Annotated in this window: 22 protein-coding genes; 8 read left to right on the top strand and 14 right to left on the bottom strand. The window is 37.8% G+C overall.

Going from position 1 to position 21665, the window contains the following annotated elements:
- The 4 genes from GO621_RS01490 (at window position 1) to GO621_RS01475 (ending at window position 3672) form a co-directional block, all read left to right on the top strand.
- Window positions 1–615: a TerD family protein gene (locus tag GO621_RS01490; protein ID WP_157563391.1), complete on the top strand. Its 615-nt coding sequence runs from the start codon at window positions 1–3 to the stop codon at window positions 613–615.
- A gap of 23 nt (window positions 616–638) precedes the next feature.
- A complete protein-coding gene (locus tag GO621_RS01485; RefSeq protein WP_232335562.1) occupies window positions 639–1820 on the top strand; it encodes a toxic anion resistance protein in 1182 nt (393 codons plus the stop codon).
- A gap of 10 nt (window positions 1821–1830) precedes the next feature.
- Entirely contained in the window at window positions 1831–2793 is a 963-nt protein-coding gene (locus GO621_RS01480; protein ID WP_157563389.1) for a hypothetical protein, read from the top strand.
- 66 nt (window positions 2794–2859) lie between these two features.
- Window positions 2860–3672 carry a TerC family protein gene (locus tag GO621_RS01475; RefSeq protein WP_157563386.1) on the top strand — a complete coding sequence of 271 codons (813 nt, stop codon included), beginning with the start codon at window positions 2860–2862 and terminating at the stop codon, window positions 3670–3672.
- Between the two features lie 40 nt (window positions 3673–3712).
- Here GO621_RS01475 and gldD read toward each other — a convergent pair whose 3' ends face one another.
- From gldD to GO621_RS01455, 4 genes are all read right to left on the bottom strand, one after another.
- Entirely contained in the window at window positions 3713–4303 is a 591-nt protein-coding gene (gldD, locus tag GO621_RS01470; protein WP_157563383.1) for a gliding motility lipoprotein GldD, read from the bottom strand.
- Window positions 4300–5097, bottom strand: coding sequence for a shikimate dehydrogenase family protein (locus tag GO621_RS01465; RefSeq protein ID WP_157563380.1), 798 nt, complete (start codon window positions 5095–5097; stop codon window positions 4300–4302). The genes gldD and GO621_RS01465 overlap by 4 nt, the downstream gene beginning before the upstream one ends.
- Before the next feature lie 55 nt (window positions 5098–5152).
- Window positions 5153–5914 carry a phosphosulfolactate synthase gene (locus GO621_RS01460; RefSeq protein WP_157563378.1) on the bottom strand — a complete coding sequence of 254 codons (762 nt, stop codon included), beginning with the start codon at window positions 5912–5914 and terminating at the stop codon, window positions 5153–5155.
- Window positions 5915–6027: 113 nt separating this feature from the next.
- Entirely contained in the window at window positions 6028–7434 is a 1407-nt protein-coding gene (locus GO621_RS01455) for a tetratricopeptide repeat protein (protein WP_157563375.1), read from the bottom strand.
- Between the two features lie 386 nt (window positions 7435–7820).
- Here GO621_RS01455 and GO621_RS01450 point away from each other — a divergent pair, with 386 nt between their 5' ends.
- Window positions 7821–9464 carry a S8 family serine peptidase gene (locus GO621_RS01450; protein ID WP_157563372.1) on the top strand — a complete coding sequence of 548 codons (1644 nt, stop codon included), beginning with the start codon at window positions 7821–7823 and terminating at the stop codon, window positions 9462–9464.
- A gap of 58 nt (window positions 9465–9522) precedes the next feature.
- Here GO621_RS01450 and GO621_RS01445 read toward each other — a convergent pair whose 3' ends face one another.
- The 6 genes from GO621_RS01445 to hflX form a co-directional block, all read right to left on the bottom strand.
- The gene (locus GO621_RS01445) at window positions 9523–9963 is read right to left on the bottom strand and encodes a low affinity iron permease family protein (protein ID WP_157563369.1); all 441 of its coding nucleotides are present in this window, start codon (window positions 9961–9963) and stop codon (window positions 9523–9525) included.
- 108 nt (window positions 9964–10071) lie between these two features.
- On the bottom strand, window positions 10072–10548 hold the full coding sequence (locus GO621_RS01440) for an Lrp/AsnC ligand binding domain-containing protein (RefSeq protein ID WP_157563367.1): 477 nt from the start codon (window positions 10546–10548) through the stop codon (window positions 10072–10074).
- A 485-nt stretch (window positions 10549–11033) separates the two neighbouring features.
- The gene (locus GO621_RS01435; protein WP_157563365.1) at window positions 11034–11696 is read right to left on the bottom strand and encodes a TonB family protein; all 663 of its coding nucleotides are present in this window, start codon (window positions 11694–11696) and stop codon (window positions 11034–11036) included.
- A gap of 42 nt (window positions 11697–11738) precedes the next feature.
- Entirely contained in the window at window positions 11739–12443 is a 705-nt protein-coding gene (locus tag GO621_RS01430) for a peptidoglycan DD-metalloendopeptidase family protein (protein WP_157563362.1), read from the bottom strand.
- A 6-nt stretch (window positions 12444–12449) separates the two neighbouring features.
- Window positions 12450–12812, bottom strand: a complete 363-nt coding sequence (rbfA, locus tag GO621_RS01425) for a 30S ribosome-binding factor RbfA (protein WP_157563359.1) — start codon at window positions 12810–12812, stop codon at window positions 12450–12452.
- 159 nt (window positions 12813–12971) lie between these two features.
- A complete protein-coding gene (gene hflX / locus GO621_RS01420; protein WP_157563356.1) occupies window positions 12972–14162 on the bottom strand; it encodes a GTPase HflX in 1191 nt (396 codons plus the stop codon).
- 112 nt (window positions 14163–14274) lie between these two features.
- Here hflX and GO621_RS01415 point away from each other — a divergent pair, with 112 nt between their 5' ends.
- Together GO621_RS01415 and GO621_RS01410 are read left to right on the top strand one after the other, a co-directional pair.
- Window positions 14275–14514, top strand: coding sequence for a DUF433 domain-containing protein (locus GO621_RS01415; RefSeq protein WP_157563352.1), 240 nt, complete (start codon window positions 14275–14277; stop codon window positions 14512–14514).
- Complete coding sequence (locus tag GO621_RS01410; RefSeq protein WP_157563350.1) at window positions 14504–14857, top strand: DUF5615 family PIN-like protein; 354 nt, start codon at window positions 14504–14506, stop codon at window positions 14855–14857. Before GO621_RS01415 ends, GO621_RS01410 begins: the two co-directional genes overlap by 11 nt.
- 17 nt (window positions 14858–14874) lie before the next feature.
- Here GO621_RS01410 and trpC read toward each other — a convergent pair whose 3' ends face one another.
- From trpC to GO621_RS01390, 4 genes are all read right to left on the bottom strand, one after another.
- On the bottom strand, window positions 14875–15657 hold the full coding sequence (trpC, locus tag GO621_RS01405) for an indole-3-glycerol phosphate synthase TrpC (RefSeq protein ID WP_317163370.1): 783 nt from the start codon (window positions 15655–15657) through the stop codon (window positions 14875–14877).
- A gap of 28 nt (window positions 15658–15685) precedes the next feature.
- A complete protein-coding gene (locus GO621_RS01400) occupies window positions 15686–16315 on the bottom strand; it encodes an anthranilate synthase component II (RefSeq protein WP_157563344.1) in 630 nt (209 codons plus the stop codon).
- 17 nt (window positions 16316–16332) lie between these two features.
- A complete protein-coding gene (locus tag GO621_RS01395; RefSeq protein WP_157563341.1) occupies window positions 16333–17736 on the bottom strand; it encodes an anthranilate synthase component I family protein in 1404 nt (467 codons plus the stop codon).
- A gap of 200 nt (window positions 17737–17936) precedes the next feature.
- Window positions 17937–18377 carry a cytochrome B gene (locus GO621_RS01390; protein ID WP_157563337.1) on the bottom strand — a complete coding sequence of 147 codons (441 nt, stop codon included), beginning with the start codon at window positions 18375–18377 and terminating at the stop codon, window positions 17937–17939.
- 146 nt (window positions 18378–18523) lie between these two features.
- On the opposite strand from GO621_RS01390, the gene GO621_RS01385 reads away from it, so the two are divergent.
- Window positions 18524–21649, top strand: a complete 3126-nt coding sequence (locus GO621_RS01385; RefSeq protein ID WP_157563333.1) for an amidohydrolase family protein — start codon at window positions 18524–18526, stop codon at window positions 21647–21649.
- Window positions 21650–21665: the final 16 nt, after the last annotated feature.

Genomic DNA, 21665 nt, shown 5'->3' with positions numbered 1-21665 from the left:
ATGGCAATTAATCTTCAAAAGGGACAACGCATCAACCTGGAAAAAAGCAATGGCAGCAAGTTGCAAAACATTTGCGTAGGCATTAACTGGGGCGCAATAGAAAAAAAGGGTTTCTTCGGATTTGGTACTACAAAAGAAGCAGTGGATTTAGATGCAAGCTGTGCTTTGTTTGATGCATCAAAAAAACTACAGGAAACCATTTACTTTGGCAACCTGCAATCAAAAAACGGATCAGTAAAACACAGCGGAGATGATTTAACCGGAGATATTGATGGCGATGACGGACTGGACAATGAAGTAATCACACTCGACTTTTCTTTGTTAAACAGCAATATAGAGCATGTTGCTTTTGTACTGAACAGTTTTCGCGGCCACGATTTTGGTAAAATCCCGTTTGCTTCTATCCGCATTTATGAAGGAACGCCAAAAATGGTTAAAGAAGTTTTTGCCACTTATGATATTGCGCATAACTCCGGTTTTTCTGGTTACGTTTCTATGGTGATGGGCGTTTTCTACAAAAGAAACAACGAGTGGAAATTTAACGCCATTGGCGAACCGACAAAAGATAAAAAATTGCCGGAAACCATCACTACTGTAATGAACCAGTATTTGTAACCCTCACAGGGAATAACAATTTTTTGCCGGTAAAAGAAGCATCTGTAAAAACGCAAATTGTAACATCGGTAGTTAAATTCAGTCAAAATTTAAAAACAACAATGGAAACCAATCCGGTTAATCAAAATACTCAAATTGTTCCTTCTGTTAAGTTAGATAAAGAAGGCAATGTTGATTTATCTAAAATTACGCCTGAAGACGAGCAGAAGCTAAGCGAAATCAGCAAAACCATTAATCCGGCTGATGTTAATTCTATTTTGAATTACGGCGTGGAAGTGCAGAACTCGATGGAGAAATACAGTAACGCGTTTTTAACTTCGGTCCGTACTTATAATTCTGGTGAAGTTGGTACTTTAATTACCGATCTGCTTTCGGAACTGAATTATATTGATGTAGATGAACTGGAACAAAGCGGTTTTAAAAGCATCTTGTCTAAAATTCCTTTCCTGAAAAAAATTGTGGTTGATACGCAAAAGCTTTTTCAGAAATACGATACTGTTGTTAACAACATCGATAAAATCACCAATAAAATTAAAGCCGGCCGTTTAAATTCGATCAAAGATAACAGCTCGCTGCAAACCATGTTTGATAGCAACGTTTCGTACATCAAACAAATGGAAGAACTGATTATTTCCGGTCAGTTAAAGTTCAATGAACTAAGCGAAAAGCTGGCGCAAATGGATGCAAATCCTGGTGATTACCAGGATTACGAAATTGCAGATCTGCGCGACTTTGTAAACCGTTTAGATAAGCGTTTGGCCGATTTAAAGGTAGTTCGTTTTATTATGCTGCAATCGCTGGCGCAAATTCGGGTTGTTCAAAACAACAATACTTCTATTGCAGAAAAAGCGCAGTCGATTATCTCCACAACAATTCCTGTCTGGAAAAATCAATTGACAATTGCTGTAGCTTTACACCGGCAAAAGCAGCATGTAGAAGTTCAGAAAAAGATTTCGGACACCACGAATACCATCTTGCAAAAAAATGCAGAACTGTTAAAGCAAAACAGTATTGATGTTGCACGCGAAAATGAAAAAACAGTAGTTTCTATCGAAACTTTGAAAAGAACTACGCAATCATTAATTGAAACGTTAAACGAAGTAAAACGCATCCACGACGAAGGAACGCAGAACCGAAAAGCGTTAAATACTGAATTACAAAGTTTAGAAACCGAGTTAAAGAAAAATGTAACCAGTATTAAGTAATTTTGTATGAATGGACGGGCATCTGCAAAATATATTTAATGAATCTAAACGGATCATCAGTAAATTACAATTGCTTGCTGCTTTTTTTGGGGAAGAAATACTTTATAAGATTTACCTGCGCAGTCAGGTAATTCATCAAATGTTCGAGCAGAACCCGGAGCTGGATGCCAATAACCTCGAACTGTTCCATCTGCAATACACGGCAAGTTTGATCGAGCTTTTAAAGAAGATCAAAAAGAACAACGAAAAAAATGTAAGCCTGCTTTTTGATGAAATGCAACTGAACAAAGAGCTGGAAGAAAAGCTTTCCAACTCTTTTTATACGGAGAAAAGCTATAAACTTGACCAGCAGAAACAGGCGTTAAAAATCAATATTTCGTTAAGACGGTTGTACCAGTTGTTATCAGACAATGTAGATGAATATCCGTTTTCTAAAAACATCAACAGCTTTAGTTCGAAGTTTTCGCAGGATTTTTATGATGATGTTCCGCCAGAATTATTGAATGAATTAACGCACTATAATCCGTCTGACGTTTACACCAACGCTTATGCAGTTATCCAGAAAAAGCTGCTGGGTTTGCTGTGTAAATACGATTTTAAAACAGAGTTTTTCTGCGGATTAAAAGCTGGAAATTCAATTGTCGAAGTTTATAAGTTTGTAAATGAAGACCGTTACTTTCTGTTTTATCCGGCTAAAAACTTGTTTCTTTTTTGTGATTTTGCAAAAATTGAAAATATCAGCCATGCCAACAACGTTTCTAATAAAGAAAAAATGATTCAGGAACTAAAAGATAAGAACGATCAGTTGCAAAGCAGCATTAACGTAACAAAAACTTATCTTCCGCAGGAAATTAAAACATTGCTTGCAGAAAATTATAGAAAATTAACAGACATTAGCTTTTTGCAGAATATTGGCAATTACGATGCACAGGCCAATATTTTAAAAACGATGCTGAATACAGATATGATTTAATATCTTACGAGTAACAAAAACACAAAAAAGTAGTCGTAAAAGAAGCATTGCAATTAATAAATCAATATGGATATTTTACATCAGTTATTAGGCGAAGACATTCAGGCAGGCTTGCTGATCATCTTAAATTTGATTGTGATCGAAAGCCTGCTTTCTGTAGATAATGCAGCCGTTTTGGCAACAATGGTAATCGATTTGCCAAAAGAACAAAGAAGCAGAGCGTTACGTTATGGTATTTTAGGCGCTTATGTTTTTCGCGGTATCTGTTTGTTCCTTGCTGCCTGGTTAGTTAAAATATGGTGGTTAAAACCTTTGGGCGGCTTGTATTTATTGTATCTGGCTTTTGATTTTTTTAAAGGGAAAGGTGATGAAAGTGGCGAAGAGGAAACCGTTAATAAAAATGAAAACTGGATTTATCGTTCTACCGTTGGATTGGTTGGCACATTCTGGGCAACCGTAGCTTTGGTGGAAGTGATGGACCTGGCTTTTTCTATTGATAATGTTTTTGCTGCTGTTGCTTTTACAAAACATGTATTCCTGATTTATACGGGTGTTTTTATCGGTATTTTGGCAATGCGTTTTGTTGCACAAGGTTTTGTTAAGCTGATGGAAAAGTTTACTTTTTTAGAAACAGTTGCTTTTGTTGTGATTGGCGTACTTGGATTTAAACTGACAGCTTCTATTTACACACACTTTTATCCGGTATCATTATTTTCAGAAATAATGGAAGGCAAAAAAGCCGATCTGTTTATTTCTTTATTTACGGTTGCCGTATTTCTGGTTCCGGTAATTACTTCTTTGCTGTTTAATTTTCCTAAAAAACATGCAATTAAACTGGAGATAACAGAAGATGCAGAAAAGGTATTAGATAAAAGCTAAAAATACTTTTATCAATTTTTATACGGTAAAAGAAGCATTGTTAATTTTTCCAGCGCAGGCTTTTGATCATGACATCTATATCCTGCTTAACAAAATCTAAAACAGGTTTAATAGAATCCTGACGAGGGATTTCATTAAAATACAAAGCGCCGCGCAAATAATTCTTACTGCTGTCTGTTAAATAAAATTGCACCGATGAGGCTGCGTTGCCGTCAATCCGGTAATAAATGCCATACATTTTACGATCTGGATAAGCAATGGTGGCTTCATCAATGGCAGTTGCTTTTACGGTATGTTTAAAGGCGAAAGTATGGGCATCTTCAATCAGTTCGTTAAATACTTTTTTAGAAGTTACCGGCATATAACTTAGGTGCAGTGTTCCTTTAAACTGAGGAAATTCAAGGTTAAACCAGCAGGGCTGGGCATTTTTGTTTTTATCAGGTTCGATACTGGCATAAACCGGATAGGAAAAAGTAAACGGACAATTGCCGGTATAAGCCTGATATTTTTTTTCAGGAAAAATAATGCGGAAAAAGCCGCGTGGTTTAGGCGTAAAATCATGGCTATTGCTACAGGAAATCAGCAGGGACAATCCGGAACAAAACAAAGCCAGCCAGCACTTTTTACTCATAAAATTGCTTTTTTATTCCAGATTTCCCATGATTTTTCTGCCTGTAAAACAAGCATCTCATAACCATTTTTTATAGTTGCGCCCTGCGCCTCGCCTTTTTGCAAAAACACGGTTTTTTCCGGGTTATAAATCAGGTCATACAGTAAATGCTGATCGGTAATATTCCCATAAGGAATAGGTGGGAAAGCGGTTAGGTCAGGAGCGGTCCCCAGCGGGGTAGTATTGATAATTAGTTTACTGGTTTTAATTAATTCCGGTGTTACATTTTGATAAAGCAAATGGTTTCCTTTTGGCCTGCGTGATACTACCTGAAAAGGGATTCGGAGTTTTTTTAATACATACCTTACTGCCCTGCTTGCACCGCCATTTCCTAAAACCAAGGCTTTATTATGCTGAGATTTAAGCAACGGCTTGAGGGAATGTTCAAATCCATAAATGTCGGTATTGTACCCTTCCAGCCTAAAATCCTGCCCTACAAAGCCCACTTCGCCAGAAAAAGCAGCTTCAATCGCACTTTCTGTGATGATTTTGATGCAATTAATGGCTTCTACTTTTTTTGCTTCATCATCCATCCAGTTCATGTAAAATACAGCACCTATTTTATGTGGTATCGTTACATTTAATCCGCACAGATCAGGATTAGCCTTGATAAACTCTGGGAAGTTACTTAAGTTTTCCAATTCAAAAAGCTCATAAGAATTATCTTCAATATCTTCCCGTGCAAATTTTTCTGTAAAATATTTTTTAGAAAAAGAATGTGTTAAAGGATAACCTATCAGTCCGAATTTTTTCATGGCTTTTTTAAATATGTACCGTTTAACCGGGTGATAGTTGAACAGCTTAACAGGATTATTGATTTAAGAAAAAATCAAATGTATCACTGCGTAAGCCAAGCCTGATCGTTTCTAACGGAATAACTTCTGCCGGTGCAATATTTCCTAAGTTTACATTAGCACCAATCAGTTTAATAAACCAAACCTGCTGTGCTTTTTGCGGTGCTTCCCAGATAATTTTTTCTTCAGGGATTTGTGTGAGTATTTCATCAACCAAACCTTGCCTAACCTCTCCCGAATCGCGGTAAATACCCACGTTTCCGCTTTCGCGGGCTTCGGCAATTACTTTCCAGGAACCAGCTTCTAATTCAGCGTTCATCAGCCTGATCCATTTATACGGGGCAAAAATTTTCTCTACGTCTTTGGACCCTACTTCCGAAATTACCGTTACCTGCTTGCTTAATTCTTTAATGTAATTACACTTCTCGTCATGGTCAATAGTGATAGAACCATCAGAAACTTCGGCGTAATCCATCTGATATTTATCCAGGGTACGGCGGTAATCGTCAAACTGGCCGCGGATAATAAAGGCTTCAAACAAAGTACCGCCAAAATAAACAGGAATGCCTGCATCGCGGTACAGTTTCAGTTTTTCGGTAAGATTAGATGTAACATAAGAAGTTGCCCAGCCCAATTTTACAATATCTGTGTATTGGCCGGATACTTCCAGAAAGTCCTCAACCTGCCTTAAACTAAGGCCTTTATCCATTACCATTGTAAAACCGGATGACCTGGGTTTTTGTGTACGTTCAGGAATATTACTTAGAAAATAGTTCATTGGAATACAGTATTAATTAAAAACCAGCTTTAAGCTGGTTTTCCTGATGGGTCAAATGTAAAAAAAAACCAAAACTTCTTGTTTTGAAAGCACAAACAAGGACTGAAATCCTTTCAAATCCGGTAAAACCTATTGATAATATCAACAATAGCTTTATTTTCCTGAAGCTGCGGCAGGTATTCAAACAAAATGTAATGCTTCTCCGGGTCAGTAGTTAAAGCTGTTTCCAGATATTTTAAAGCTTCGTTGTATTCGCCCTTTGCAAAAAGGTAAGCAACCATGCGGTAAAACAGCTCTGCAGCGTCAGGATTATTTTTAATGGCTTCGGCAATGGTTTCAATAGCTGCGGTTATTTTGTACTGTTCATAAAGGATAGAAGAATAATCAAGCCAGGCATCTACATCTAATGGGTTCAGTTCAATTACTTTGGCATAAGCTTCTTCCGATTCCGGCAAGTTGCCTAATTTATAGTTAGCATCAGCAATGGCAAACCAGTAGTCTGCATTATTATTGTCTAACTCCAAAGCTCTTTTATAATAACGCATTGCCTCAAAATAGCGTTCTTCAAAATCAAGCGTAACACCTATACCAAACCAGGCATCGCCCATTTTAGCATCTTTCCGAACAGCTTTTTTGTAATAAGCACGGGCCTCGTCCATGCGTTCCAGCTTTTCGTAACACTCGCCAATAGAACAATAAGTATCTGCGCTGGCAGATTCGTACTCCAGTGTTTGTTTATACACTTCAATCGCCTCGGCAAATTTATCCAGGTTAATCAGTGCGTTTCCTTTGTTAAAATAAGCATAAGTAAAGCTTTCATTAATCAGGATAGCATAATCATAAGCATCAATAGCTTTTTCAAACAGGCCGAGTTTGGTAAAAGCATTGCCTAAATTATACCAGGCAGCATAACTGTAAGGTTCTTTATCAATATACTGCTCGTAAAACTGCACGCTTTCGTGCTGCCGGTCCATCACATCATAGCAAAATGCCAGTTCGTATAAAGCGTCCTGGTTTTCCATGTTTTGTTCCAGGCAAAGTTTCAGGTAAGTTATAGCGCTGTCATATTCCCCTTTGCTTTGATAAACAAAAGCAATGTGCAGTAAAATATCATCCGTTTCTTCTGCCAGGGGTAAAGCTTTCTCGTAGTTTTCCAGCGCTTCTTCGTGCCTTTCCAGGCTTTCGTATAAATTACCGCGGATAATATAAATATCAGCCTCGGATGGTTCCAGGCTTTCAGCTTTTTCCAGTATGGCAAAAGCATCGGCTACCTGGTTGGTTACTATAAAAAGCTGGGCTTGTTTAATCAGGAATACGGCGGCAAAAGGATGCTGGCTTCGGGCATAGCCAACTACCTGAAGTGCTTTTACAGGATCGTTTTTTTCAATATAATAATCAATAATATTTTCAAATACCTGGGCATCAAAAAAATACTGATCATGGTTGCGGATCATTTCCTCATATCGTTCTACAGAAAACCGGGGATCCTCAGAGAAATTGTAATCAAATTCTTCTTCCATTCAATTTTATTAGCAGAACAAGTAGCTGTTATTTTTATTTTCAGTACTAATTAACATTAATTAAATTATATTTTAAACAAAGCTATACTGAAAAGGATTTTTGTTTCGTTACAACAACTGTTCGTTGTACTTCAATTTTCAGTCATAATCAACAAGACACTGTTTTTATTTGCCTAAAATTGTAGCTTTGACAAAAGTACAAAAAAGCATTTTTAATTAATTGTCCCTGTTAATGAAGTATAAATAATCAAAACGTTATAAAAAGCTTTTTTAGTATAACATAATCCATGTCCTGTACCTGTTTCTCCGGGGTGAAATAATTGTTTTAAGCCGGTAAATGTAAAACCGGCTGAAGTGATAAATCTAATATTCTACATAACATATTCATGAAAATTAATTTGAAAACAACTGTAGTTGCCGCAGTTGCATTATTTGCTATAAACTATACAGTGGCTGTAGCGCAGCAGGTCCCGGCCAAACTTCCCGCTGATCTTCCTAAAAACTGGCATACATTGGATTTGAAAAAAGACGGCTATTTTGGGGTAAGCCTAAACCAGGCATACGATTTTTTAAAGGGTAAAAAAAGCAAGACTGTTATTGTTGCTACTATAGACAGCGGGGTTGATACTTTACAAAAAGACCTGCAGCCTATTTTATGGGTAAATACAAAAGAAAAAGCAGGCAATGGCAAAGACGATGATAACAATGGTTATACAGACGATATACACGGCTGGAATTTTTTAGGCGGCCCAAACAACAAATGTGATGTAAACGAAACCACGGAAGAAGTACGCGAATATTACCGGCTTAAAGATAAGTACGCAACTGTTACTGCCACTGCTGCCGCAAAAGATAAAGCAGAATATGCTTACTGGCTTAAAGTTAAAGGCATTCGCGATTCTACGGTAAGTAAATCACAAGCAGAGCTTGATCAGCTTACTCCGTTAATGAATGCTTTAGTTACTACAGATGCTTTTATTAAAAAGTCATTAAGTTTAAAAGCTAGCCAATCTTTCACTAAAAGCGATCTTACTAAATTAGAAGCTAAAAATGATACGCTTATCAAAAGCAAATACATTTGGGGCTTGATTTTGCAGGATGGCGAAAGCGGCAAAACAGATACCAAAACCATTACGGAGCTAAATGAATATATCACTAAGCTGAACAATGATGTTAACCCGGACCTGGAAGCACGAAAACGGGTAGTAGGCGATAACCCGAATGATATCAACGATAAAAAATATGGCAACAATCAGTTAAAGTTTGAAGATGCTTCTCATGGAACGGGCGTTGCCGGTTTAATTGGTGCTGTCCGCAACAATGGTTATGGTATTGATGGTATTGCCGATAACGTAAGAATTATGGCGATAAAAGCAGTACCAAACGGAGATGAGTATGATAAAGATATTGCCAATGCCATCCGTTATGCTGTAGATAATGGCGCGAAAGTAGTAAACATGAGCTTTGGTAAAAAAATATCACCGCATAAAAAATGGGTGGATGATGCCATGAAATATGCTGCCGAAAAAGATGTGCTGCTGGTACAGGCATCCGGTAACGATAACCAGGATGTAGATGTAAAACCAGAATTTCCGAATGATACTTTTTTAGACGGCTCTACGGTTGATAATGTAATTAGTGTTGGCGCTTCCGGTTCTTTAAATGATGAAACCCTTGCTGCCAGTTTCAGCAATTATGGCAAAAAAAATGTAGATGTTTTTGCGCCAGGTGTAAAAGTAACTTCTATTGATAAAGATGCAGAGTTTAATACAGCAGACGGGACCAGCTTTGCTTCGCCGATTACAGCCGGAATTGCAGCTTTGGTTTTGGAGTATTATCCCACCCTGAGTGCAAAGCAACTGAAAGAAGTTATTATAGCTTCGGCTAAACCTTTGCAAGGCATGCAAGTGCTTAAACCGGGAAGTAAAGAAAAAGTGGATTTTACTACGTTAAGTAAATCTGGCGGTGTGGTTAATGCTTTAGAGGCACTTAAAGCAGCTTCTGTAATGAAAGGCGAACGGAAAAAGTAAGTTATTTTTTAAAGAGCATCAGTTTAAGGCCGTATCTGTTAAAAATTCAGATAGGGCTTTAAATTTTTACTTCGTCCTTTTTTATTTCTTCCTCTTCTTTTGCTTCATCATTGTCTTCTTCGTCGAGGTTATATTCTTCTTTTATCTGGTCTAATTCTTCTTCGGTTAGTTTTTCAATCCCTAATCTTTTGTTGTTTCCGGTTTCCAAGGCATAAATAATTTCGTCCAGTTTCAATTGTGTGGCTTTATCAGCTTTGTTTTGGCCTTTTTGAATGAGAAACAACATAATAAAGGTAATAATAGAAGTGCCAGTATTTAAGATCATCTGTGAGTTTTCAGAATAATGCTTAAAGTAGCCATAAACCAGCCATAGCAGCATTAAACCGTTGGCTGTCATAATTCCGGCCGTGCTTCCCGTCCACTTAATTACTTTGGTTGTTATAGCTCCCCAGAAATCCTTTCTTGTTGAGTCGGAAAAATAGTATTTAATAAATTTCATAATATATTTAACTGATAATCTGCTTTAGGTTTAATAGTTTGTAAATTATAAAGCTAATACGGATTATAGATAAATTATATAAGGTTTAGAATAAAAAAAATTAACTTTTTAATCTAACGTAATTTGCCTCTTAATGCTTTCTTCCAGTGAAATGAAAGTTTCAGTACGCTGTATGCCTTCTACGCTTTGGATTTGCTCATTCAAAATTTCTCTTAAATGCGTAGTGTCCCGGCAAATAATTTTTGCAAAAATACTCCAGCTTCCGGTTGTGTAATGCAGTTCTACAATTTCGTTTACCGTTTTTAATTGTTTAACGGCATTGTTGTACTGCGAACCTTTTTCCAGAAAAATGCCTAAAAAAGCGCAAACATCATAACCAAGCTTTTGCGGGTTAATTTCCAGGTTTGCCCCTTTAATAATGCCTAAATCTTCTAATTTTTTCATCCTGACGTGTATTGTTCCGCCGGAAACAATTAATTCTTTAGCAATTTCGGTATAAGGCGTAGTTGCGTTTTTCATCAGGATAGATAAAATCTGAATATCCAGATTATCAATTTCTGAATTTTGTGCTTTTTTCTGATGCATAAATTTAAAAATATGTAACGTTCAACAAGTATAATTTAAATTTAGATAAAAATAAAAATATTTCATTGAAATATTTGCAAGGAATTGAATCATGCCTTAAATTTGTATCAAGCAATCAGAAAAAAGGCGTTCTTTAAATTGCTTAACAAACAACTTGTAGGATGGTGAAATTTGGCAGACACACCTCCTTGTCCCGGTGGCGAAGATTATGGGAAACCATGGCAACATGATAACCACTTCGTGAAGGTTCGACCCCTTCTCCTACAGCCCTTCTCATAATTTAGGTTTATAATTGGTTAGTAAAAGCCCCTGCCCATCAGGGGCTTTGCTGTATAACAACAATTTTATGCCGGTAAAAGAAGCATTTAAAGGAAGTTGGAAAGACCGGACGTTTTGCCGCTGTTATTTATCGAAACAAAACTTCTAAGCGGAATGGAATGCTTCTTTTAGCACTATAAATTGGTACCCTTCCCCTTCCCAAAATCTTATTTACAGTATCTGGCTAAATATGCATCGGCTTTATTGCTGCCAATGTTGCGTACAAACTTCCAATCTTTGCAAGCACCTTCACGGTCGCCTTGTTTTAATTTTTGATTGGCCTGGTTTACTACTTCATCTGCATAATCATCATCAAGGCCCAACTGCTTTTTTAAAGCCAGTATTTCTGGTTCTTTCGATGTATCTGCTTGTCCTGCGTACTTGTTTTCGTAATAATTGGTAACTGCATCAACCAATGCTTCGCGTGCTTTGTAGGCAGCAATTGCCTGTTCCATGTCGGCCTGCGTTCTGTTACCGCAGTTATATTGATTTAAGTTAAAATGGACAGGCAAAATTAAAGTAGTATTACTATCGTGGTTTGGAGGCAAAACCCATTTCCCTGCCGTTAATTTTACCAGGCGAACGGCTTCATCATCCAAATCAATACCAAAACCTTTTTGTACTTTAACATTTACAGGTTTGTTGTTTTGGTTGATGTTAAAGCTGATTTGTACAGTGCCAGAGATACAATTCTGCTTAGAAAAATCAGGATAAATCAAATTTTGCGACAAGAAGCTGTTCAAAGCGTTTTGCCCGCCTTTAAATTGAGGCTGATCTTGCGAAGTAAAGGCAGTAAGAAGGGTTTGAAAAAATATAAAAAGATACAACATGATTTTGAATTCTAAATGAAATAGGATAACGAAAAAGTCGGATTATCGTTGTACCGGAAAGCGAAGAATTAAGTTCGGATCAGGAGTATTCTGCAGATATTTTTCTTTCTCGGATAATTTGCACACGCCAGGATAATCGCCTTCATTTCCTTCCATATCAAACATCAACTGATAATGCAGATGCGGCGGCCAGCTTCCGTTTTCTTCCGAAGTACCAAACCTGGCTATTTCTTCATTTTTTTGAATGAGTTTCCCCGGATATAATCCTTTCAGCGCTTCCCGGTTTAAATGTCCGTAAAGCGCAAAAAACGTTAAACCATAAAAGTTATGTTCTAAAATAATAGTCGGGCCGTAATCTCCAAAATGATCATTATCAGCATAACTATGAATTTTGCCGGTAAAAGAAGCATATACCGGCGTGCCTGCTTCTGCCCAAATATCTATGCCCAAATGTAGCCGGCGCGCTTCATCCGAAGTATTAAAATGAGTGCTTCTTGCATACAAAGTACGATGTTCAAAATAACCGCCAATGCCATAACGACAATGGTTTTGCTGTAAAGTGGAGGTTACATAATCTGAAAAAGTGTTTGTATCAGCAACGGTTTCTGCGCTTAAAGCAGTGTTGGAAGCTGTAAAATCAAAAGGGAATAAACGGTCTTTTGCGGGATTGAAATCAACCACTTTACCAATCTCCTGCCCGTGTTTTTGCAGGAGACCGGCAAACTGCTGATGCTTTTTTAGCAGCATAAATACTTACTGTTCGTTTTCGTCTTTGTGGATTTTATCGAAAATTTTATCCATACGGTTTACGTAATCGCTGGTATCATCCACAAAAAACTCCAATTGCGGGATCACGCGTACCTGGTCTTTTATTTGTCGGCCAAGTTTGTATCTGATTTCTGAAGCGTGCAGCTTAATCGTTTGTAAAGCCTGTTCTGCGTTTGCCGTATTAAAAAAGCTTAAAAAAACGCGCGCAATAGCCAGATCTGGTGTAGTACGTACTTTGGTAATCGTAATTAAAGTATTGGGCAGAAAATTCATTCCTTCCCGTTGAAAAATAGCTGCCAGGTCTTGTTGGATAACTCCGGCAAACTTTTGTTGTCTTTTAGATTCCATAATATAAATGTATTTACGGGCTAGGATTTATAAAGTAACGAAATATCAGGTATAAATGATACATGATATTTTGTTAATGCAAGCCTTACTTTTTCCCGCTTTGTTATTGGCAATTATTGCTTTAATAAGTTTTATGCCATAAAAACAGCATTCGGTTTGCTAATACAATAATTGGTCATACGGGTAACGTTCGGTATGAATAGCTTTTACCTGATCGTATAACAGTTTCCTGAAATCATCCAGGTTTTCTTTTTTAAGTGCCGAGATAAATATTGCCGGACTATTATTTCTGCCCATCCAGCTTTGTTCAAATTCTTCTAAAGTAGTTGCTGTTTCCGGTTCCGGTTCTTCCGGATTGATAGACTTTGGATGATAAGCATCGATCTTGTTAAAAACAGTAATGATTTTTTTATCGATAGCGCCTAAATCTTTTAAAGTTTCTGTTACAGTATGAATCTGATCTTCAAAATTTGGATGCGAAATATCAACCACATGAATTAAAACATCCGCTTCACGAACTTCATCTAACGTCGATTTAAAACACTCAACTAAATCATGAGGCAATTTTCGGATAAATCCAACAGTATCAGACAATAAAAAAGGCAAATTTTCAATTACGACTTTTCTTACCGTTGTATCCAAGGTTGCAAATAGTTTATTCTCTGCAAAAACATCCGATTTGGAAATCATATTCATAATGGTCGATTTCCCAACGTTGGTATAACCAACCAACGCAACCCGAACTAATTCAACACGGTTTTTACGCTGTGTTTCGTTTTGCCTGTCAATGTGTTTCAGTTTTTCTTTCAGGAGAGATATTTTATTCAAAATCAAACGCCTGTCTGTTTCGATTTGGCTTTCGCCCGGGCCACGCATACCAATACCGCCTTTTTGCCGCTCCAAGTGAGTCCATAAACGGGTTAATCGCGGTAACAAGTATTGTAATTGTGCCAGTTCTACCTGCGCCTTTGCTTGTGCCGTTTGTGCGCGGCTGGCAAAAATATCCAGGATTAAATTGTTCCGGTCTAAAATTTTTACCTGTAATTCGTTTTCAATATTCCGTAATTGAGAAGGTGACAATTCATCATCAAAAACTACCGTATCAATCTCTTCTGCTGCCACATAAGCTTTTATTTCTTCCAGTTTCCCTGTTCCTACAAATGTAGCACGTTCTGGCCGTTGCATTTTTTGAGTGAAAGTTTTTACGGTTGCACCGCCTGCTGTATCTACCAGAAATTCGAGTTCTTGCAAATATTCGCGCTCTTGTTCTTCCGTTTGGTGCGGTGTAATAATACCTACTAAAACAGCCTTTTCCTGCTTAATAGCAGTATCATAAAATTTTGGTTTCATTCTAATTATCAGTGGCAATTGAAGTGCCAAGTCTGCAAAATCAACTAAATATATTAGTTAGTTATTTTTTATATGACAATTGTTCAGTAGTCAATTTGTATTATCTTTAACTATGCTAACTAATCTCAAACTTCTTGATCGGATTACATTAATTCCAGGTTTAATGGGCGGCAAACCAACAATCAGAGGTATGCGCTTTCCAGTAAGTGATGTGCTTGAATTATTGTCTTCTGGTTTATCAGAAAGTGAAATCTTAGAACAACATCCTATCCTGGAAAAAGAGGATATTAAAGCAGCACTTTTATACGCTTCCTTTAAGATAAAAAATACAGTGATTATCCATGCTTCCTGAATGTTGGGAGATATGGCTGGATGTTCAAATTTCTCCAATTATTGCCAAGTGGATGGCGGAACATACAGGATTAATCGTCAAGTCGTCTTTTATCCTTGGGTTTCAAAGTATGACCGATCTTGCTATTTATCAAAAAGCAAAAGCACAAGGAAAAGTTATTATAGTTTCTAAAGATGCTGATTTTACTGAAATTGTTACTCGCTTAGGATCTCCGCCTAAATTAATAAATCTTAAAATTGGCAATTGTGATAATCGAACATTGTGGCATTTTTTAAGAAATTATATTGATGCTGCAATAAAAATGTTAGCAGAATCCGATGTTAACATCATCGAGATTGAATAAAAGCCATTAAAGCTCCTTTAAATCTTCCCAACAAATTCCTTCATTGCTGCTCCCGGATCAGCTTCTTTCATAAAATTCTCACCAATCAGAAAGCCGTTAAAACCAGCTTCTTTTAACTGACGGATAGTTTCCGGATCAGAAATTGCGCTTTCCGAAACCTTCAAAAACTCTGCCGGTATAGATTTTATCAGGGTAAAAGAAGTATCAACCGAAACGGTAAAATCTGCCAGGTTGCGGTTATTTACGCCGATTGCATCTAAGTTTTGATCTAAACTTCTTTCCAGTTCTTCCAGATTATGTACTTCCAGCAAAACATTTAAGCCTAAACTTTTGGCCAGTTCTGCCATTTTTTTGATTTCCTGCGGAGATAAAATCGCTGCAATCAGCAAAATTATATCTGCTCCAAGCGCTTTTGCTTCGATAACCTGATATTCATCAATCATAAAATCTTTCCTCAAAACCGGGATTTGATTAGCTTTTCGTGCTTGTATCAAATCGCTTTTTTTACCCATAAAAAAAGCACGATCTGTTAAAACAGACAATGCCGAAGCGCCTGCTGCTGCATAAGCTTGCGTTACATTTTTAACTTTTGCCCGATCGTTAATAATTCCTTTTGATGGCGATTTTCGTTTAAATTCTGCAATAATTCCGCTTTTGGTAGGATCGAGCAAAAACTCGCGGAAAGAATAAGGCTTGCGGCTAAAATACTCTGATTCTTCCAGTTTTATGTAAGAAGTTTTGCTTTTTGAAGCCTGTACTTCTACCTTTTTTCGGGCAACAATTCGGTCTAAAATAGTTATCATTATAAATATCTACGCGTAAAATGGCTTATAGTTTTATAAAATGATTAGCTACTAATTCCGGATCAGCTTTCGTTTCCGTTCCCATTAGCCAATTGTGCATCATTTTTTTTCCGTGTTCTGTTAACACAGATTCTGGATGGAATTGAACGCCACGAACATCATACTTTTTATGCCGCAGGGCCATTATAGAGTTATCTTTTTCATCAATTGCAGTGATTAATATTTCTTCCGGCAAACCTTTTTCTGATACAACCCAGGAATGATAACGGCCAACGTTAAACGTTTCCGGCAATCCGGAGAAAAGTTTTTCTTCTATGTCCGTAACTTTTATTGGTGTTGATAAACCATGCATTGGACGGTTTAAATTATATAATTCTCCGCCAAAAACTTCGGCAATTGCCTGCTGTCCTAAACAAACGCCAAACATGCTTTTTGTTGGTGCATAGGTTTCGATCACTTTTAACAATAAACCAGCTTCCGACGGAATACCCGGTCCAGGCGATAAAATAATCTTATCAAAAGCAGCAACATCTTCCAGCTTAAACTGATCGTTGCGCCAAACTTCGCATTCCAATCCAAGCTCATTCACTAAATGAACTAAGTTGTAAGTAAAAGAATCGTAATTATCAATGATTAATATTTCCGGATTGCTCATGATGCTTCTTTTATCGGTTAAATTTCTGTAGCTGTTTCCAATGCTTTTCGCAAAGCAGCAACTTTATTGTTTACTTCGTTTAATTCGCTTACCGGAACAGAATCAGCAACAATTCCGGCACCGGCCTGGTAATGTAACACATTTGCTTTGCTTAAAAAAGAGCGGATAATAATGGCATGGTTAAAATCGCCGTTAAAACCTAAAAAACCAATTGCGCCGCTGTAAAAACTTCTTTTGCCTTTCTCGTAGGCATCAATCAATTCCATAGCGCGGTATTTTGGTGCACCACTTAAAGTGCCCGCCGGATAAGTATCTGCAACAACTTTAAAAGAAGGAATGCCAGGTTTAATTTTACCGCTAACACGTGAAACTAAATGGATTAAATGAGAGTAATACTGAACTTCTTTAAAAGCCTGCACTTCTACGTTAGTACAATGGCGGCTTAAATCATTTCGTGCCAGATCTACCAGCATAACGTGTTCTGCAGATTCTTTCGGGTCGCTTTCTAAAGCTCTTGCTAATTGCGCATCTTTTTCGTCATCGCCAGTCCGCTTAAATGTTCCGGCAATTGGGTAAATCGTTGCAGTTCTGTTTTTAATGGTGATTTGTGCTTCGGGAGAGGAACCGAAAATTTTAAAACTGCCATAATCAAAATAAAACAAATACGGCGAAGGGTTGATGGAACGCAAGGCGCGGTAAACATTAAATTCGTCGCCCTGAAATTGCTGGCTAAAGGCCCTGGAAGGTACAATCTGGAAAACATCACCGCGCAGGATATGCTGCTGCATTTTCTCAACAATAGCTATAAATTCTTCATTTCTTAAATTCGAGCTTTCTTCCCCCTTTAAATTAAAATGATATTCGGGGAAGTTTTTGTTCTGGATGAGATATTGGATTTTTTTCAACCCGGATGGTTTCGGGTCGTTTTCTGCCTGGTTCTCGAAAATGCACAGTTCATTTTTAAAATGATCGACCGCGATAATATACCGGTAAACGTAGTATTGCATTTCCGGAATGCCACGGTAATCATCTTCTTTTTTTAGTTTGATGGTTTCAAAATGCTCTACAATTTCATGAGAAAAATAACCAAACAAACCATTTGAAATAATTTTTAAAGGAACGGCATTGGTTTCAAACAGTTCCAGAAACGCTTCTATATGCGTAACCAGATCAAATGTTCCTGCCTCAAACTCCTGTTGCTTGCCATCCGGAAACTGGTTTACCAATTTTCCAGCCTGAAGAATCATTCCGGCTATCGGTTCGCAGCAGATGTAGCTCATGCTGTTTTCGCGGCTATGGTAATCAGAACTTTCCAGCAATAAGCTGTTTGGAAATACATCGCGCAACTTTAAATAGATGCTTACAGGAGTGGCTGTATCAGCTAAAAGTTTTTTGTAAGTAGAGGTTAATTTATATTTCATTGTAATATTAAAAAACCCGGCTCGTGTTTACGGCCGGGTTCATATCAGGTTTATAGTTGATTAGGTAGGAAAAATCAAAAACACCATCCGGCTTTCCTTTTAGGAAGACTTTGCCAGTTGTTATTATGGTTTTGATTCATCATTGTTTAACAAAATTAGAAATAAAAATGAACCTGCAAATTTTTTTAGAAAAATATTTTTCAGACTGACATTCCAAGTACGCCCCGATGGCTCAAAACAAGTGTAACAATTACAATTATGGCGGCTAAAAGATAGAAAATGAAAATGTTAGCATGCTTCTTTTCTGGCAATAAAATCTTTTTAGAACGTGAGTAACCAACAGTAATCAATACAATTGCAATGATCATCATGGTAAGATGTTCTACTGTCCAGTAACGTGCTGTCGCATCTTTCATTGTTGCATTGGAAAATTGGACAAGCGGACTTAAAAAGTACAAAACCAAACCAATAAGCAGTTGTGTATGTGCCGAGATCAGCGCAAAAAGATTCAGTTTACGATTGCTTTCCGTATAAGTTTTTTTGCCCAACCATCCTAAAAGTGCCTGAATAATAGCTGCTACAACTAAAATAAGTACAATGTAACGAAATCCGGAATGTAAATATTTAAAAAAAGGGTACATAAAAGAAGTATTAAGTTTTTTGCGAATATACAGCTTATTTAATAGGGCAGTAATTTGGCTCTTTTTGTAACAATTACACTAATCATAAGCATAAATTAATTTTTTTTGGATGGAATTAATACATTTATTGAAAAACCATCAACAGAATGAAAAAAATCTTACTTTTTTGTTTTGCTTTAGCCATTTTTAACCATTCCAGTGCCCAGGAAACCTTTCCTGTTAACGGCGCATGGGATATTAGGCCGGGGCAATATGCTTTTACTAACGCAACTATTGTTGTTAACCCAGATCAAACCATTGCCAATGGTACTTTATTGGTTAAAGACCGACTGATTGAAGCGGTAGGCCAGGGAATTAGTGTACCTAAAGGATATATTACTGTTGACCTAAAAGGAAAATACATTTATCCGGGTTTGGTAGATGCCTTTTCTACTTATGGTTTACCTGAAGCACCACGACAGGCTTTTGGTGCTGCTGGTTTTGGTGCTGCACGTGCTTCTGTACCGGTATCTACAAAACCTGGTGCTTTCGGTTGGAATGAAGCTATCCGTGCAGATGTAAATGCCAAAACATTATTTCATGTAAATGCTACCCGTGCAGAAGAATATAAACGAAATGGCTTTGGTGCAGTGCAAACTTTAGTGCAGGATGGCATTGTGCGAGGAACTTCGGCTGTAGTAAGTTTAGGAAACGAACGTGATAATGAAGTAATGCTGAACGACCAAGCCGCTGCTAATTATTCTTTTAGCAAAGGCACAGCAGCTACTAACTATCCTTCATCTTTAATGGGTGTTATTGCATTGCTCCGTCAAACTTATTTAGATGCACAATGGTATAAAAACCAAAAGGAAGAGTACAATATTTCACTTGCTGAATTTAACCGCACACAAACCCTGCCCCAGCTTTTTGAAGTAACTGATTTACAAAGCATTTATCGGGCTGATAAAATTGCCAGAGAATTTGGTAAACAATACATTTTAAAAAGTGATGGTGATGAATACCAAAACATTGCGGCTGTAAAAGCTACCGGTCGTAGTTTTATCATTCCGCTTACTTTCCCGGCCCCTTATGATGTTGAGGATCCTTTAGATGCCCGCAATATCAGTTACGAACAGTTAAAAGGCTGGGAACTGGCTCCGACTAACCCTGGCGCTTTGGAAAAAGCAGGAATCCGTTTTGCCATAACGTCTAATGGTTTGACTAATTCTCGTGATTTTTGGACTAATCTAAGAACTGCCATCAATTATGGCCTTACAGAAAAGCAAGCCTTAAAAGCACTAACACAAACCCCTGCAGAAATGCTCGGCGTTGCTGATAAGATAGGTACGCTTGCAAAAGGCAAAATGGCAAATTTTATCATTACCTCTGATGGCCTTTTTAAGCCCGAAAATATTATTTATGAGAATTGGATAGAAGGCCGCCAGTTTGTGGTAAACAAAATGGACGTAACAGACCTGCGCGGAACTTATACTTTTAACAGTAATGTTTTATCAAACATTAATTTAAGTATAAGCGGTACTCCCAGCACTTATACTGTTAATATTACAACTTCTGGTGCTGATAGTTTACGTACAACCGGAACCATTACACGCACTGGCGATTTAGTAAGCGTTTATTATAATTCCCGCAATCAGCCTGCCGGCGTTGTCCGCCTTAGCGGTTATATTGCATCCACATCGCCAATAACTTTAAACGGTACAGGCATAACACCAGATGGAACTTCTTTTAGGTGGACAGCTACCCGAAGTGGTGCTGCACCTGCTAACGGTAATCCGTTTGCCCGTGGCGGTAATACGCCTAATGCATCCCGCCCTGCTTCTCCTGTCGGGCCAGTTGTTTATCCGTTTGCGGCTTTTGGATTTACAGAAGTGCCGAAAACCGAAAATGTATTGTTCAAAAACGCAACTGTTTGGACCAACGAAAAAGATGGCATCTTAAAAAATGCTGATGTACTTATTGAAAATGGCAAGATAAAAGCAGTAGGTAAAAACCTTTCAGCCGGAAATGCAAAAGTAATTGATGCAACAGGAAAACACATTTCACCAGGAATTATTGATGAACACTCTCATATTGCAGCTATCGGCAGTATAAATGAAGCTACTCAGGCGGTTACTTCAGAAGTTCGCATTGGTGATGTTCTGGATGCAACCGATATTCAATTGTATCGTCAGTTAGCTGGTGGGGTTACTACGTCACAAATCCTTCATGGTTCGGCTAATCCTATTGGAGGCCAAAATTATATCATTAAACATCGCTGGGGCGTAACTCCAGAACAATTGAAATTTGAAAATGCACCACAATTTATCAAATTTGCCTTGGGCGAAAACGTAAAACAAAGTAACCGTCCGCAGCAGTTTGGCGATGCTAACACACGTTTCCCGCAAACGCGCATGGGTGTTGAGCAGGTTTATATAGATGCTTTTACCCGCGCAAAAGAATATAAAGCAGCGCGTGCAGTAAAAGGAAACAATGTTAGGCGGGATTTAGAATTAGATGCACTGGTAGAAATTTTAGATGATACCCGTCATATTACCTGCCACTCTTATGTACAATCAGAAATTAATATGCTGATGCATGTTGCAGATTCAATGCATTTCAAAATCAACACTTTTACGCACATTTTAGAAGGTTATAAAGTGGCCGACAAAATGAAAGCGCGTAATATTGCAGCTTCAACTTTTTCTGATTGGTGGGCTTATAAAATGGAAGTGCAGGACGCTATTCCTTATAATGCAAATATTATGCATTCAGAAGGCCTAACCGTTGCTATTAACTCTGATGATGCAGAAATGGCCCGCCGTTTAAACCAGGAAGCAGGCAAATCAGTAACGTACGGTAAAATGAGCGAAGAAGAAGCTTTAAAGCTGGTTACCCTTAATCCGGCTAAGATGCTTCATATTGATGGCCGTGTAGGTAGCATCAGGCCAGGAAAAGATGCTGATTTAGTTGTTTGGTCTGCTGATCCGCTTTCTATTTATGCGGTAGCCGAAAAAACTTATATTGATGGTGTACCTTACTGGGATTATTCAAAAGACGCTGATCGCCAAAAAGCAATGAAAGCGGATGAAGGCCGAATTATTCAAAAAATGCTTCAGGCTAAAAATGCCGGTGCTTCAACACAAAGAGTAGGCCCTCCGCGCCGCCGGCAACTATACACCTGTGACGATATTGACGAAAGTGCTTACGTAGTAGCGGATGAATACAATGGTTGGCTAAAAACGGCAACGGATGTTAAGCAGCAATCAGCCCAGAATAATCAAAATAAAAAGTAATTCCTAAATGCTTCTT

Source organism: Mucilaginibacter arboris (assembly GCF_009754915.1).
In the GTDB taxonomy this organism is placed as follows: domain Bacteria; phylum Bacteroidota; class Bacteroidia; order Sphingobacteriales; family Sphingobacteriaceae; genus Mucilaginibacter_A; species Mucilaginibacter_A arboris.
Note: the sequence above shows the minus strand (reverse complement) of the source record. Positions and strands in the feature narration are given on the sequence as shown.